Source organism: Limnobacter sp. G6BE5S (genome assembly GCF_058448965.1).
In genome coordinates, this window is the sequence record NZ_JBZFLM010000006.1 from 18,947 (window position 1) to 34,611 (window position 15,665).

The 15,665-nt window shown below is 54.1% G+C and carries 12 protein-coding genes and 1 tRNA gene; 6 read left to right on the forward strand and 7 right to left on the reverse strand.

From position 1 onward, the window contains the following. Positions 1-516: 516 nt before the first annotated feature. Genes dnaE through ACVL1J_RS11570 form a run of 3 tightly spaced genes read right to left on the reverse strand, consistent with a single transcriptional unit; the run spans position 517 to position 5,359 of the window. Positions 517-4,047: a DNA polymerase III subunit alpha gene (gene dnaE / locus ACVL1J_RS11560; protein ID WP_341237598.1), complete on the reverse strand. Its 3,531-nt coding sequence runs from the start codon at positions 4,045-4,047 to the stop codon at positions 517-519. Between the two features lie 14 nt (positions 4,048-4,061). Then, complete coding sequence (locus ACVL1J_RS11565; protein ID WP_341237597.1) at positions 4,062-4,622, reverse strand: flavodoxin family protein; 561 nt, start codon at positions 4,620-4,622, stop codon at positions 4,062-4,064. 26 nt (positions 4,623-4,648) lie between these two features. After that, the gene (locus ACVL1J_RS11570) at positions 4,649-5,359 is read right to left on the reverse strand and encodes a pirin family protein (protein WP_341237596.1); all 711 of its coding nucleotides are present in this window, start codon (positions 5,357-5,359) and stop codon (positions 4,649-4,651) included. A gap of 98 nt (positions 5,360-5,457) precedes the next feature. Here ACVL1J_RS11570 and ACVL1J_RS11575 point away from each other — a divergent pair, with 98 nt between their 5' ends. Together ACVL1J_RS11575 and gluQRS are read left to right on the forward strand one after the other, a co-directional pair. Then, positions 5,458-6,369 carry a LysR substrate-binding domain-containing protein gene (locus ACVL1J_RS11575; RefSeq protein ID WP_341237595.1) on the forward strand — a complete coding sequence of 304 codons (912 nt, stop codon included), beginning with the start codon at positions 5,458-5,460 and terminating at the stop codon, positions 6,367-6,369. A gap of 10 nt (positions 6,370-6,379) precedes the next feature. Next, positions 6,380-7,291 carry a tRNA glutamyl-Q(34) synthetase GluQRS gene (gene gluQRS / locus ACVL1J_RS11580; protein ID WP_341237594.1) on the forward strand — a complete coding sequence of 304 codons (912 nt, stop codon included), beginning with the start codon at positions 6,380-6,382 and terminating at the stop codon, positions 7,289-7,291. A 15-nt stretch (positions 7,292-7,306) separates the two neighbouring features. On the opposite strand, the gene ACVL1J_RS11585 is transcribed toward gluQRS, so the two are convergent. Further along, positions 7,307-8,938, reverse strand: a complete 1,632-nt coding sequence (locus ACVL1J_RS11585) for a DEAD/DEAH box helicase (protein WP_341237593.1) — start codon at positions 8,936-8,938, stop codon at positions 7,307-7,309. A gap of 119 nt (positions 8,939-9,057) precedes the next feature. After that, positions 9,058-9,987 (reverse strand): NAD(P)-dependent oxidoreductase, encoded by a 930-nt coding sequence (locus tag ACVL1J_RS11590; protein WP_341237592.1) that lies wholly within the window; start codon positions 9,985-9,987, stop codon positions 9,058-9,060. Positions 9,988-10,105: 118 nt separating this feature from the next. Between ACVL1J_RS11590 and ACVL1J_RS11595 the strand changes: the two genes are divergently transcribed. Then, positions 10,106-10,339, forward strand: a complete 234-nt coding sequence (locus ACVL1J_RS11595; RefSeq protein ID WP_159568913.1) for a CsbD family protein — start codon at positions 10,106-10,108, stop codon at positions 10,337-10,339. Here ACVL1J_RS11595 and ACVL1J_RS11600 read toward each other — a convergent pair. Beyond that, the gene (locus ACVL1J_RS11600) at positions 10,329-11,936 is read right to left on the reverse strand and encodes a GGDEF domain-containing protein (protein ID WP_491665345.1); all 1,608 of its coding nucleotides are present in this window, start codon (positions 11,934-11,936) and stop codon (positions 10,329-10,331) included. The two genes, ACVL1J_RS11595 and ACVL1J_RS11600, sit on opposite strands and share 11 nt — an antisense overlap. A gap of 138 nt (positions 11,937-12,074) precedes the next feature. On the opposite strand from ACVL1J_RS11600, the gene ACVL1J_RS11605 reads away from it, so the two are divergent. The 3 genes from ACVL1J_RS11605 to ACVL1J_RS11615 all read left to right on the forward strand — a co-directional run bounded on the left by ACVL1J_RS11605 (position 12,075) and on the right by ACVL1J_RS11615 (position 14,136). Beyond that, positions 12,075-12,161, forward strand: a tRNA-Leu gene (locus tag ACVL1J_RS11605). Between the two features lie 14 nt (positions 12,162-12,175). Next, positions 12,176-13,264 (forward strand): tRNA preQ1(34) S-adenosylmethionine ribosyltransferase-isomerase QueA, encoded by a 1,089-nt coding sequence (gene queA, locus ACVL1J_RS11610; RefSeq protein WP_341237574.1) that lies wholly within the window; start codon positions 12,176-12,178, stop codon positions 13,262-13,264. Next, positions 13,261-14,136: an alpha/beta fold hydrolase gene (locus tag ACVL1J_RS11615; RefSeq protein ID WP_341237572.1), complete on the forward strand. Its 876-nt coding sequence runs from the start codon at positions 13,261-13,263 to the stop codon at positions 14,134-14,136. The genes queA and ACVL1J_RS11615 overlap by 4 nt, the downstream gene beginning before the upstream one ends. Before the next feature lie 72 nt (positions 14,137-14,208). Here ACVL1J_RS11615 and ACVL1J_RS11620 read toward each other — a convergent pair whose 3' ends face one another. Then, positions 14,209-15,654: an NAD(P)(+) transhydrogenase (Re/Si-specific) subunit beta gene (locus ACVL1J_RS11620; RefSeq protein ID WP_341237571.1), complete on the reverse strand. Its 1,446-nt coding sequence runs from the start codon at positions 15,652-15,654 to the stop codon at positions 14,209-14,211. Between the last annotated feature and the right edge of the window lie 11 nt (positions 15,655-15,665).

The window sequence follows — 15,665 nt, forward strand, 5'->3', positions numbered from 1 at the left end:
TTCGACTCAAGCGGCATGTGCTCGTCGCCCAATCAGCGTGTTCGCTTGCACAATCAGCGCGAATCCCAATCTCTCGCCAGAAAACCTGTTTATCCCTTGCTGAGCCTTGCGATGCCTGATAACGATCCTCCTAAAAAGCGGGTCGGAATCGTTCTCTGTCGCCCATGCTGGGCAACACCGGCCCTGCTCGGCACGCAAGGGCAGGTTTTCTTGAAGGCGAGGCGATTGGGACATCCATGCTGATTGATCACGCAACCGAGCCCTAGCGGAGTGTGTGGAAGATTCGCCAACGGCGGTGCTTCGGCCAACTCGGCAGTGGGTTTGCCTGTTACGAACTTCAAGAAAACCGCCCCGTTTGGATTCATTCGCTGCGTTTGGCGATTAGCCAACACCGAGACTCGGCCATGTGTTTTGCCGAGCGAGGTGAGCAAGAATGAATTCAAAAAGGGATGAAGCGGTTTTCGGTGAGGAATCGGGCAGCCCCGCTGAGTTGGCTGGAAGAATAAGGCCGCTCGTCTAGCCGAACACCCACTTGGCATTGCCTTCACCCAACCAGCCTTGCATTTCAATCAGCAAATCTTCTTCGGGCCGCACTTTCCATTCACTGCTCAACTGGGCCACGCAGGCTGCATGGCCATTGTGATAGTCAATTTCAACCAGGCAACCCTGCTCAGGGTCACGAAACGGTTCCAGCATGGCGCGCAGCCTTTCCGCATCCGACTGCCCGTTCATGTTGAGTCGCAAACGGCTGACAAAATGCGCACGCGCACTGGCCAATGAATGCAGGTTTTCTGCAGAAATTCTCAAACCACCGGTGTAAGAATCTTCAGACACTTTGCCTTGCAGCACCAACAAGGAGTCCTCTTTCAGCAGCGTGCGGTTGGCTTCAAATTGTTCGTTGAAAATCGACAATTCCACCTGCGCGGTTGAATCGTCGAGCAACACAATTGCCATTTTTCCGCGCTTGGTCATCATGGTGCGAAGCGACGCAATGACACCCGCCATCCACACCAAATCACGCCCCGGCGAAAGGTCTTTCAGCTTCAATTTTACAAACTGACGCACCTTGTCTTCATCGGCTTTGAACAGATGTCCGCTGAAGTAATAGCCCAAGGCAGCTTTTTCTTGTTGCAGTTTCTCCCGCTCGCTCCAGGTGGGCACATCCACCAGTTCAGGCGGGGCATCGCCGCCCAGGGCTTCACCAAACAAGCTGACCTGCGTTGCGGTTGCAGCCTGCTGGGCTGCCCACTCCATGGCCTGGCCCGAGCTGGCCAGCAATTTGGCCCGGTCGGGGTTCAGCGCATCGAATGCGCCTGCGCGGATCAAAGCCTCGATCACTCGGCGATTGATCTGCTTGCTGTCTACCCGCCGCACAAAATCAAACAAGTCGGAGAAAGGGCCATTGGCATTGCGCTCGGCCACAATCGCTTCGCAAGCCGCCTGGCCCGTGCCTTTCACCGCACCCAAACCATAACGAATGGCACTGGCGCGTTTTTCGCCGTCAATGCGCACCGCTGTGAACCGGAAGTTGGATTCGTTGACATCAGGCCCCAGCATGTTGACCGTGGTGCCCGCCTTCTTTCCGGGCACCTGACACATGGCCATGGCGTCTTCAACAAAGATTTTCACCTTGTCGGTGTCGTCCATGTCGGAACTCATGGACGCAGCCATGAACTCTGCCGGGTAATGCGCTTTCAACCAAGCCGTGTGGTAGGCGATCAGCGCATAGGCTGCCGAGTGCGATTTGTTGAAACCGTATTCCGCAAACTTTTCCATCAAGTCGAAAAGCTGCTTGGCCACCGCCGGGTCCACGCCGCGCTCAGTGGCACCGGTCGTGAAAATTTCACGCTGCTTGGCCATTTCCTCGGGCTTCTTTTTACCCATGGCTCGCCGCAACAAGTCAGCGCCACCCAGGCTGTAGCCCGCCAGAATCTGGGCAACCAGCATCACCTGCTCTTGATAAACAATCACACCGTAGGTGCTTTTCAGGATGCCTTCCAGCTTGGGGTGAAAGTACCACTCTGCCCGGCCCTTGCCGGTTTTCGAGGTTTCTTTTTTACGCGCAATGAAGTCGTCCACCATGCCGGAACCCAAAGGGCCAGGGCGGTTTAGCGCCATCAAGGCAATAATGTCTTCGAAGTTGTCAGGCTTTAGTTTCTTCTCAAGGTCTTTCGCAGAACGCGATTCAGACTGAAACACAGCCGTGGTGTTGCCTTCGGAAAAAAGCTGGTACACAGCCGGGTCATCGAGTGGCAAGTCTTCCAAACGAAAATCGCGCTGGTCTTCATAGTTCTCGCGAACCCAACGCACAGCCCAATCCAGAATGGTCAGGTTGCGCAAGCCCAAGAAGTCGAACTTCACCAAGCCCACAGCTTCAACGTCGTCTTTGTCGTACTGCGACACCACAGAATCGGTGGACCCATCGGCGCAATACAGGGGGCAGAAATCAGTCAGCTTGCCCGGTGCAATCAACACGCCACCGGCATGCATGCCCACGTTTCGGGTCAGACCTTCAAGGGGTCGGGCCACCGCAATAATTTCCTTGGCCTCGTCTTCGTTTTCCACACGCTCACGGAACGTGGGTTCGTCGGCCATGGCGCGGTCAAGGTCCCAGGGGTCGGCTGGGGTTTGGGGAATCAGTTTCGACAAACCATCGCAGTACATGTAAGGCATGTCGAGCACACGGCCCGCATCGCGAATAACAGCTTTCGCACCCAAGGTACCAAAGGTGGCAATTTGGCTAACCGCATCACGCCCGTAATTCTGCTTTACATAGTCAATTACGCGGTCGCGGTTGTCTTGGCAAAAATCGATGTCGAAGTCAGGCATTGAAACCCGTTCAGGGTTCAGAAAACGTTCGAACAGCAAGTCGTAACGCAGCGGATCCAGGTCGGTAATGCCCAGCGAATACGCAACAAGCGAACCTGCACCTGAACCCCGGCCAGGGCCCACGGGTACGCCATTGCTTTTGCCCCAATTAATAAAGTCTTGAACGATCAGGAAGTAACCAGGAAAGCCCATGCCGATGATGGTGTCGCATTCGATTTTCAAACGCGCTTCGTACTCGGGGCGCATTTTTTCCCGTTCCTCAATATTCGGGAACAGGTGCACCAGCCGCTTTTCCAGGCCTTCCTTGGACAAATGCACCAGGTAGTCGTCCAGCGTCATGCCATCGGGCGTGGGGAATGCGGGCAGTTTGGGCTTGCCCAATTCAAGCGTTAAGTTACAGCGCTGGGCAATGCGTATGCTGTTGCGCACCGCGCTAGGAATGTCGGCAAACAGCTCTGCCATTTCCTGCGCAGTTTTGAAATACTGCTGCTCGGTAAACCGGCGCGGCCTGCGCGGGTTCGACAAAATTTCGCCTTGCGCAATGCACACACGCGCCTCGTGGGCGCGGAAGTCTTCAGGCTTTAAAAATTGAATGGGGTGCGTGGCCACCACGGGCAATTGCAATTTGGCTGCCAATTGGCAGCTTAAGTTCACCAGGTTTTCCGCCTGTGTTGAGCCATCGCGTTGCAGCTCGATGTAGAAGCGGCCTTCAAAATACTGCAGGAATTTGCGGGCAGAATCTTCTGCGCGGCCCATGTTGCCGCCCAGCAAGAATTGACCAATGTCAGAATGGGTAAAACCTGAAACAGCGATGAGGCCATCGCAACCCACCTCATCAAACCACTCAAACTTCAGGGTGGCTTTGCCACGCTTCTGGTTGCGCAAGAAAGCACGGCTTAACAGCTCGCACAGCTGCAAATACCCTTTGTGATTTTGTACCAACAGCAGCACGCGGGCGGGTTGCTCTTCATCCCGGTCGCTTTCAATCCACACATCGCAGGCGGCGATCGGTTTAACACCGGCACCACGTGCCTTGCCATAAAACTTGATCAAGCCAAACAGGTTGGACAGGTCGGAAATGGCCAAAGCGGGCATGCCGCAGCCAGCAGCGGCCTTGACAGCCTCGCCCACACGCACCATGCCGTCGAGCACCGAGAATTCGGTGTGCATGCGCAGGTGTACAAATGTGGAAGGCAAAGAGGGGGATGAATTGGTCATCCCCTCATTTTATATTAGGCCAACAGCTTCTTGGCGAACTCTGCAACCCGTGCGCCGTAAATCTTGGCTGTTTCCAGATCAGATGCAGGTGGAGTCACGTCCGCAGGCGCGTTGTCAGATTGTGTCATCACCCCCACCCAGGAACCCACGCGGTTCAGTTCATTCACATCGCCCGGCTTTTGGGCACCGGGTGTGGCGCTGCCCACCCAAATCATGCCGTGCTGCATGGCGTAAGTTACAAAGTACTGAAGCGTGCTGAGCTTGTCGCCACTCATGGACATTGAATTGGTGAAACCACCCGCCACCTTGTTTTTCCAGCCCTGGTTGAACCACACCTTGCTGGAGGCGTCTGCAAACTTCTTGAAGTCCGCAGACGCACCGCCCATGTAAGTGGGCGAACCAAAAACAATGGCATCGGCCTTGGCCAACACGTCCCACGTTGCATCATTCATGTCGTTCACGGAAATCAGGTGTGTTTGAACACCCGCCACACCTGCTGCACCCTGCTCAACGGCTTGCGCCACTTTGGCTGTATGGCCATAACCACTGTGATAAACAATTGCTACTTGTGTCATTTTTAACTCCCTCGTTGTTATAACTATTAAGCTGGCAAATCGAAAAACAGCACTTCGGCTTGCTCGCTCACATCAAAATTCAATTCCCGCTCGTCGCTGATCAACAGCGCATCACCGGTTTGAAGCAGCACATCACCCACGGTCACTGAACCCGTGGCCACATGCAAATAGCCTTTGCGTGCGAGGTCTAGTTCACGGTGTACGCTTTGCTTGCTCAAGCGGCCTGCGTACATTTTCGCGTCCTGGTGAATCAAGGCGATGTTGTTGGTCTCGGCCTCGTCTTTGTCACCGGTCACAACCAAACCCAATTGGCCGGTGATACTGGCCACATCCAGGTCGTGGTCTTTGTAGCCTGGCTCCACGCCATTCACTGCGGGCTCAATCCAGATCTGCAACAGGTGCGCCACATCGGTTTTGTGGGCATTCATTTCAGAATGCCGAATACCGGTGCCTGCACTCATGCGCTGAATTTGATTGGGCCTGATGGCCGAGCCGCCGCCCAAACTGTCCCGGTGACTCAATTCACCACCTAGCATGTAAGTAATAATTTCCATGTCACGGTGGCCATGGGTACCAAAACCAGTCTGCGGTTGAACCCAGTCTTCATTGATCACACGCAACGGGCCGAAACCCATGTGCTTGGGGTCGTAGTAGCTGGAAAACGAGAAGCTGTGATAGCTCTCAAGCCAACCGTGTTGTGCATAACCGCGTTCGTTGGATTTTCTGATCTGAAACATGTTCAACCTCCTGTTGAATGATGAATTCAGTGTAGGTGGTGCCATGCAGCCAAACAAGGCGTAGAATTTGACGAACTCATTCAAAAAAACTGAACCCGATGACCATCAACCTGGATAGCCTTGCACTGCTTGAACTGATTGAAGCGCGAGGCAGTTTTGCCGCTGCTGCAGTGGCCTTGAACAAGGCCCCGTCGGCCGTCACTTACCAGCTTCGGCAACTGGAAGAAAGCCTGGACGTGCTGATTTACGACCGCTCAGGCCACAAGGCCAAGCTGACACCCGCAGGCAAAGCCCTGCTGGAGGAAGGACGCAAGCTACTCGAGAGCACCGAAGCGCTAACCAAACGCGTGAAAGCAGTGGCCAGCGGATGGGAGGCCGAATTGAGAATTGTGCTGGATTCTGTGGTGCCGTTCGAGCAGGCCATTCCTTGGATAGAGGCCTTTGACGCACTGGAAAGCCCTACACGCCTGCGCTTTTCCAGTGAAGTGCTGTCAGGTACTTGGGAGGCTTTGTATTCGGGCCGGGCAGACCTGCTGATTGGCAGCCGCCTGGATCAAAACCAGTTTGCAAGCGCCACAGGCCTGCACATTCAGGGATTTGGGCAACTGCTGTTTGTGTTCGCGGTATCGCCTAACCACCCACTGGCCAGCGAACCCGAGCCCGTATGCATTGATACCATTCGCCAGTACCGCGCTGTGGCCGTGGGTGATACGTCGCGCAATTTCAAACCGCTGACTTTCGGTTTGCAAAGTGGGCAGGCGGTGCTCACCGTCCCCAACCTTCAAACCAAAGTGAAAGCCCAACTGGCTGGCTTGGGTTGTGGCTGGTTGCCATGGAACCTGATCGAACAAGAGGTGGCCAACGGCGAATTGATTGTGAAGAAAACCGAAGACGCAACTCGCCAAAGCAGCTTGTGCTTTGCGTGGCAGCGCGGCAGCCAAGGCAAGGCGCTGGACTGGTGGACCAAACACTTGGCCACGGTACAGCTGAATTTTCAACCCAAAGATTGATTGCAACCGAATGCCCAATCAAGCCCCCTACATTGGCCGTTTTGCCCCCTCGCCCACCGGGCCGCTGCACCTGGGTTCGTTGGCTGCCGCCGTGGGCAGTTTTCTGGATGCAAAAATACACGGCGGCCAATGGCTTTTGCGCATTGAAGACATCGATGAAGGGCGCTGCGACACCGCCTCGGTTAAGCACATTGAGCACACATTGATACGCCACGGCCTTCAATGGCAAGGTGAAGTGTGGGTGCAATCAGAACGGCATTCGTTTTATGAAGCCGCTTTGAAGCGCTTAAGCATGTTGAACCTGACCTACCCCTGCGCCTGCACCCGCAAGGAAATTGACGAAGCCAATGCCTTGCGCGAGCCAGGCGAAAACCGCATTTACCCCGGTACTTGCAGGCACGGGATGCCGGCGGGCCGAGAGGCCAGGGCAATTCGTTTCCGCTGCCCGACCGAACCGGTTCAATGGCAAGACCACAAGATGGGCCACTTCATCGACGACTTGAACGCCAGCAGTGGTGATTTTGTATTGAGACGGGGTGATGGCTTTTGGGCCTACCATTTGGTGGTGGTAGTCGACGACCTGGCCAGCCAAGTAAGCCACATTGTGCGCGGCGAAGACTTAACCGACACCACCGCCCGGCAAATTGCGCTGTGGAAGGCGTTGCAGGGCGGGATTGACGCCCAGGGTATTGTTCCACCTACGGCCTATTGGCATTTGCCAGTGATCTTGGCCGAAGACGGTCAAAAGCTTTCCAAACAAACCGGGGCACAAGCGGTGCCGGAACATGACCCTGTGCTGAATTTAAACACCGTGTGGCAGCACTTTGGTTTGGACAAAATAAAAGCCACTACAACGAAGCAGTGGCTTGAATTGGCGGCCCCTGTTTGGGCCAACTACCGGGCAGCACAAGCCGCGCGGTAAGTCTCGGTTTCTAGCTCAGTTACGTGGATTGCCACCCAACAAAAACGCCACAGGCGCAGCATTCTTGTTTTTGGATTTGTTACTGCCCACTGAAGACTGGCCCGACGCAGCGGCTTCAGCAGCAGCCTTGTCTTCTTTCGATTCCTGATAAGGCTGATTGAACAGCGAATCTTTCACACGTGTTTGTGCCAATTTGGCGCGCAAACGTTCGTATTCCGCATCCCGGTGAATGGGTGCGTTGTCGTTAAAACGCGCACCTTGGTACGAAGTGTCTCGTGAAGGGCGACGTTCACGCGCAGGTGCTGCTTCGTCTCCCGTGCGGGCGGGGCGGCGGTCTGAGCGTCCTTCGTAAGTACGCGAATCGCTGCGACCCTCGGTACGCCCTTCTGTCCTCGAACCGCTACGGCCATCGCGACCACCGCGTTCTTCACGCGGCGCACGTACACCCGGCACAAAGCCCTCAAGCTCTTCACGTACAAAGGCTTTGCCAATCAGCTTTTCAATGTCTTTCAAGGCACGTTCATCGCGTTTTACGACAAACGAATACGCCGTGCCCTTGGCACCCGCGCGACCTGTGCGGCCAATGCGGTGCACGTAATCTTCAGGCGTGGTGGGCAAGTCGTAGTTGATTACGCAAGGCAAATCGGCGATATCCAAACCACGGGCAGCCACATCGGTGGCAACCAGCACGGTTACCTCGCCAGCCTTGAAGGCTTCCAGCGACTTGGTGCGTTCTGCCTGGGTTTTGTCACCGTGAATTGCGGTGCTTGAAACGCCCTGCTTTTCAAGGTAAATCGCCAAACGAGCCGTGCCCAACTTGGTGTTGGAAAACACAATGCCCTGGCTCAGCGCCTTGCTTTTAATCAGGTGGCAAACGGCCATGCGCTTGTCTTCTTCACTGTCGAGCGCAAAAATAACCTGCTTGATGTTTTCAGAAGTCGCATTGCGGCGCGCCACTTCAATCAAAGTGGGCGACACCATGAAGCTTTTCGCCAACTTCTGGATTTCAGGTGAAAAAGTGGCTGAAAACAGCAAATTCTGGCGAGTTTTTGGCAATAAATTAATAATTCGCTGCAAATCGGGCAAGAAGCCCATGTCCAGCATGCGGTCGGCCTCGTCAAGCACCAAGACCTGCACTTGGCCCAAATTGATACTTTTTTGCTGAACATGGTCCAGCAAGCGGCCAGGCGTGGCAATCACCAGTTCTACGCCACGGCGCAAGGCCTGAATTTGAGGATTTATATCGACGCCACCATACACCACGGTCGAGCGCAGCGGCGTGTGCTTGGCATAGGTAAACACGTTGGCAGCGACCTGGTCAGCCAGCTCACGGGTGGGTGTCAAAATCAGTGCGCGAACCGGGTGACGGGCTGGCGAGGTATTCTCGGTGGCCAGCGGCATCAATCGGTTCAGAATGGGCAATGAAAAGCCGGCGGTTTTACCCGTACCGGTTTGAGCAGCACCCATCACATCAATGCCGGTTAATACAACCGGAATGGCTTTGGCCTGAATCGGCGTAGGCTGGGTGTACCCCTGTTCGTCGATGGCTTTCTGGATACTGGGGTGCAGCGCGAAGTCTGCAAAGGTTACATTCGCGAGGGCGGCTTCTTCAGCTGCGCTGATGGTATTCGGTTCAGTTTGTGTCATGCACGCATTCTAAGCCTATTTGATGCTTATTATTTGTGCAATCGCTTTAAATTCACTTGCTGCACCGGCTAGGTGCAGCAAATGTACTTTTCATACAACAGCCAATTACCGGCCCCTGCTTACAGGTTTTCAGCAATAAACTCGTCCACATGTTTAATGGCCAAACGTCCTGCATTGGCCTGCGAGCTTTCAGTACCCCAAGCCACGTGCGGCGTGATGATACAACGCGGGTGTTGCCACTTCACCATCAGGTGATCACGCGGAGGGGGTTCAACCTCCAGTACATCCAGCGCAGCACCACCCAAGTGACCACTCTCAATGGCCTGCTTCAACGCTTCAAACTGAACCAGTCCGCCGCGCGCGGTATTGATCAGAATTGCGCCTTTTTTCATCTTGGGAATGGTGTCGGGGCCAATCAAGCCCTTGGTTTGTTCATTCAACGGGCAATGCAGGCTCAGCACATCACTGTGGGCCAAACCTTGCTCGAAAGTCACATAACCCTCTCGCGGCTTGTCCACGCCTTGGCGCTCAATGTGCAAAATGGTCATGCCAAAAGCCTTGGCAAATTCAATCAACTTGCCACCAATTGCACCGCTGCCCAAAACACCCAGCGTTTGAGTGTTCAAACCACGCATGGGCAGTGTGTGCAGGCAGAAAAAGCGCGATGCGCTCCAGCTGCCATCGTGCACCAGCGCTTCCCACTCGGGTACACGGCGCGTTAGCTGCAAAATACAAGCCATGGCGTGCTCAGCCACTGATTCGGGGCCATAGTTCACGACATTGCTAACCTTGATGCCACGCTCGGCGCAGGCGGCCTTGTCCACGTTGTCGGTACCGGTGGCCACCAGTTGAATCATTTTCAGATTGGGCGCAGCGTCAAGCTCGGCAGGGCCAATTTTGACTTTGTTGATGATCAGAATTTCGGCGTCCTTGATCCGCTCTTTCAACGTGCCTACGGTGGTGAAAGGATATTCTGTCCAGGTGTGTGCGCAATTTGGGCGCGGCAACGAGGTTCGTACGGTTTCGCTTTCCAGCCAAACAATCTTCATGGTCGTGTGTCTCCGGTTGAGTTGCTAGAAGGCTAACGCCTAATTGCTGGCTTCGACACTGGGGCTAACCATGAAAATCGGCATGGCGTTACACTGGCGCATGACTGGAGGATAAATTGTGGCGGGCAAATACGAAGGTAAAATCAATATGGCCGTGGGCGTAACCAAACAAAAGCTGGGGGAGATCACGGGCAACAAGAAACTGCAACGGGAAGGTCAGTTTCAGAAACTGAAAGGCGCCACTCAGGATGCCGCTGAAACAGCAAAAACAACGGTGAAAAGCACAGGCAAAGCCTTGGGCAAAGAGGTCAACAAAGGCCTGAACCAGATACGCAACAAACTCAAACCTTGACAACCACATCTCGGACCTGGGGCTCACTGGCCACCCCTACGATCCGGTAACAATTCTTGCCTGCTTTCTTGGCTTGGTACATTTGCTCATCGCTGATTTCAAGCAATTCTTGAATGGAGTGCCCGTGCAAAGGGTGCATGGCTGCGCCAATGCTGCAAGACACAGTCAAACCGTGATTTTGGCGCACGCGCACCAACAATTTGTCGCAGGCAAAGGATTCAATAATTCGTTCGGCGATATTCTTGAGCAATTGGATATTGCAGCGAGCCACGATAATTGCAAACTCATCACCCCCCAAACGCGCCACATGATCCACATTGCGCGTGGCGCCTTTGAGCAGCGTTGCACTGGTCTTCAAAATTTGATCGCCCGCTTTGTGGCCCAAAGTGTCGTTTACCGCCTTGAAACCATCCAGGTCGAGAAACATAAGCCCCAATGTTTCACCGGGCAATAGCCTGGAAAGACGAGCCTCCAGAGTCATCTCAAAACCGCGACGATTCAGCACGCCAGTCAGTGGGTCACGCTCTACCTCGTTGCGCAAATCTTCCACGTTTTTGCGAATACTGACGTCATCGACAATCAAGACAGCATGTGCCCCCTGAATTTTGTCGTTGTAAACCGCAAACCGGAATTGCAGAACCCGACCATCGGTAAAATTCAACTCCACCGGCATCTCGTGGTTGCCAAAGTAGTCTGTGACCAAGTCTTTCAGGCGAATGCGCTGTTCTCGAACCACTCCAGCCCGAATCAATACCTGCTCCAGATTGGCCGATTGAGTATCCAACCCCTCGATCTTCAGCATCTTGGCCAACGCTTTGTTCATGTAGAGCAACTTGAAATGCTCATCCAGATAAGCAACCCCACTGGCCAGCGACGAAAGCAGCATGTCCAGCCGGTTTTTCTCTGAAACCGAACGTGCATGGCTTTCTTCCATGGCCTTCATTTGCAATTCAATGGCCTGAGCCATGCTGTTAAAGGCGGCCCCAAGGCAGGAAATTTCATCCCGCCCGGTGACCTCTATTCGCGATTGAATTTTCCCCGACTGCAATTCCATCGCTTTGGTTCGCAAGTCTTCCAGGCGGGCGGAAAGTGTATTGCTCAAGCCCAGCAAGATCATTGAACAGGCCAGCGCACTGAGCAGAAAAACACCGGCAAGATAAAACAACATGTCGTTGCGGCTGCGATACACCTCGTCTTCATCAAACAAAATCATGAGTTGCTGCCCAGCACGGGGCAGCTCAAAACTCGCCAGCATGGCTGGCTCTGACATCGATAAATTTTCCGGTACATCGCCCATGGCGTCAGTCAGCTCGCCATCCACGTTGACCCAGACTGCGGCTGGTTTGTAGCGGAAGTAGAAATCCCGGACAACGGAGGACAGGGTACTCAGTGAATGATTTTGATTGGCCAAGTGGGCTTGAAACAACTCAGCCTGAAAACTTTCCTGAATGCGATGCAAATCCCGCTCGGCCAAATTACCCATGTGCGTGTATTGAATGGACGTAAAAATGCCGCCCAGCAACAACTGCGCCACAAACGTAGTAAGCAACCATTTCCACTTGAAAGACATGCTGAACAAGCCTGTTTTGGAGAACATTCGCAGTCAGTATGCAGACTCATGTTGAAGCCAGTAATCCCACGAGAGGGGCACATTTCCGGCAATCGCAAAAAAAATGACTTATTTCTGCAAAGGGGTGTTGTGTTCAATATTGTTTTTTGCCATAATTGCGGGCTTGCCGAGGTGGCGGAATTGGTAGACGCGCTGGACTCAAAATCCAGTGTTAGAGATAACGTGCGGGTTCGATTCCCGCCCTCGGCACCAGCCCCCAGGACAACATGAGAGCAACCATGAAACTGTCCGAATTCGATTTCAATCTTCCAGAACAGCTCATTGCCCAACACCCACCTGAACACCGTGGTGAGTCGCGTTTGCTGGTTTGCGCTCAAAATAATCCAATCGAAGATCATCAGTTTCCCCATGTGCTGAATTTGCTTCAGCCCAACGATGTACTGGTTATCAACGACACCAAAGTGCTGAAAGCGCGCCTTGAAGGTCAGAAAGCAAGTGGTGGAAAAATTGAGGTAATGCTTGAGCGAATCCTTGATGACAAGCGCATCACAGCCATGATTCGGGCCAGCAAGTCCCCCAAACCGGGCAGTGAGGTGGTGTTGGCCGGCGTGGCAACAGCCCGGGTACTTGCCAAACACGACATGATGTACGAGCTGGAACTGCTTGAAAGTAGTTTAAGCCTGCCCGACCTGCTGGATGCACATGGTGCCTTGCCCTTGCCCCCTTACATCGAACACAGTGCCAACGCACAAGACGACGAACGCTACCAAACCGTGTTTGCGCGTGAGCCCGGTGCTGTAGCCGCCCCCACAGCCGGACTGCATTTCACGGAAGAATTACTGCAACAGCTACAAGCGCGTGGCGTGAAACTGCTTACCCTGACACTGCATGTGGGCGCAGGTACCTTTTTGCCGGTTAAAACCGACAATGTGGAAGAACATGTCATGCACAGCGAACGCTATGCAATTTCAGGCAACGTGGTCGCCGCCTTGCGAAAGGTCAAACTGAACGGCGGTAAAATAGTGGCAGTGGGCACCACTTCCTTGCGGGCACTGGAGGCCTGGGCGACCGAAACTGGCTGCAATTTAAACACCAGCGAAGGCCTGAACCAGGCTGCGCAGTTTGCCGAAACAGGCCATGCCGGAGACACCCAAATTTTCATCAAGCCTGGTTACCCATTCAAGGTGGTTGACCGGTTGATTACCAACTTCCATCTGCCAAAAAGCACATTGTTGATGCTGGTGTCCGCTTTTGCAGGGAAATCCAACATCTTTAAGGCGTACGAACACGCAATTGCGCAACAATACAGATTCTTCAGTTATGGCGACGCCATGTGGCTTGAACGCACCGAATGATCGAATCTGCTTATCTCATTGTTTCCCACGATGGCAGCGCCATCCAGATGATGCGCTGGTCGAATTCCGACAGCAAACCCAAACTGCACTGGGCACACGCCACCGGTTTTAACGCAAAAACCTACACCCCTCTTCTGCGCGACCTGCTACCGCATTTTGATGTGCACACATGGGACATGCGTGGCCACGGCGAAAGCCGATCTGCAGGAAATCCAAACACATTTCGGGGCTGGACCACCTACTACAAAGACTTGGTCGCCGTACTTGACCAAGCCACTGAACCCATGTGGCTGGCAGGCCACTCCATTGGCGCCACCACCAGCCTTGCTGCTGCGGCACAACGCCCTGAAAAAGTGAAGGGCCTCATTCTTGTAGAACCTGTACTACTCGACCCCAAACAGGGTTTTGCGCTTCGCTTGGCCAACTGGTTTGGCTTTGCAGACCGAATTGCCATGGCTACCGCAGCTGCCCGCAGGCGGGCGAGCTTCCCCACGCAACAAGACGCCTTTGAGAATTACCGCAACAAGAAAGCCTTTGGTACCTGGAGTGACGAATGGCTACAGGCTTATGTTGAACATGGTTTTGTACCCTCACACAACAACGAAGTGGAGCTGGCCTGCCCGCCCCACTGGGAATCACTGACCTTTCAACACACCGAACCCAACGCAGCGCGCTGGATTCGCGACCCGGGCTGCCCGATTCATATTCTTGCGGCCGGAAATGGTTCTACATTCCCGGCGACTGCGCATGCACGCATTCAAAAACGCTTACCCAAGGCACGCATTGAAGTAATCGCCGATGCCACCCACTTTTTGCCCATGGAGCACACCGGTCTTGTGGTGCAAAGAATTCGGGAATTGGCTGGGGTTTAAACCCAGCCACAAATAAAAAAAGCCCGGTGAATTCTCACCAGGCTTTCTCTATACACAACGATTGCATCGAATTTATTCGACCGCTTTCACCATGTCTTCAATCACTTTCTTGGCGTCACCAAACACCATCATGGTTTTGTCCATGTAGAACAACTCGTTGTCCAAACCAGCATAACCCGCGTTCATGGAACGCTTGTTCACGATAATGGTTTTGGCCTTGTAGGCTTCCAGAATCGGCATGCCTGCAATGGGGCTCTTTGGGTCTTTCGCCGCGGGGTTCACCACGTCGTTTGCACCCAGCACCAATACCACGTCGGTTTGTGCAAATTCGCTGTTGATGTCTTCCATTTCGAACACTTGATCGTAGGGCACTTCAGCTTCAGCCAGCAACACGTTCATGTGGCCAGGCATACGGCCTGCCACAGGGTGAATGGCGTACTTCACCGTAACACCCATGTGCGTCAGCTTCTCACTCAGCTCTTTCAGGGCGTGCTGCGCACGGGCAACGGCCAGGCCATAACCGGGCACAATCACCACGGTCTCTGCATTGGTCAGCAAGAAAGCCACGTCGTCGGACGAACCGCTTTTCACGGTGCGCTGCTGGCCACCGCCTGCTGCGCCTGCATCGGCCTCGCCACCAAAACCACCCAGAATCACGTTGAAGAAACTGCGATTCATGGCCTTGCACATGATGTAGCTAAGAATGGCGCCTGACGAACCCACCAGCGAACCTGCCACGATCAACATGCTGTTGTTCAGCGAAAAACCAATGCCCGCTGCCGCCCAACCAGAGTAGCTGTTCAACATGGACACAACCACCGGCATGTCGGCACCACCGATTGGAATAATCAGCGTGACGCCCAGAATAAAGGCAGCTATGGTCATGATGATGAAGGGTGTCCAGTCTTGCGTAATCGCAAACCAGATACCGCAACCAATCATCACGAGACCCAACACTGCATTCAACTGGTGCTGGCCCGTAAAGCGCACAGGTGCGCCCTGGAACAGGCGGAACTTGTACTTGCCGCTCAGCTTGCCGAAAGCGATGACAGAACCCGAGAAGGTAATGGCACCCACGAAGGTACCAATGAACAACTCGATTTTGTTGCCCAGCGGAATGTCGAACATGCCTTTTGCCGTGATACCGAACGCATCAGGCTCGGCCACCGCTGCAATCGCGATCGCCACGGCAGCCAAACCGATCATGCTGTGCATGAACGCGACCAGTTCGGGCATTTTCGTCATCTCGACGCGCTTGGCCATCACCGTACCCAAACCACCGCCCACCACCAAACCGGCCAGCACCCAGCCAAGCCCGGTCGCCGCAGACTGGCCTGCGATTTCCGCCAGTTTGAAGATCAGACCAATTGTGGTGGCGATGGCAATTGCCATACCCACCATGCCGAAGGTGTTCCCCAAACGCGAAGTTGTAGGGTGTGAAAGGCCCTTCAAGGCCTGAATAAAACAGATTGACGCCACCAGGTACAACAGCGTCACTGCGTTGAAACTCAATTCCATAAATTTCTCCA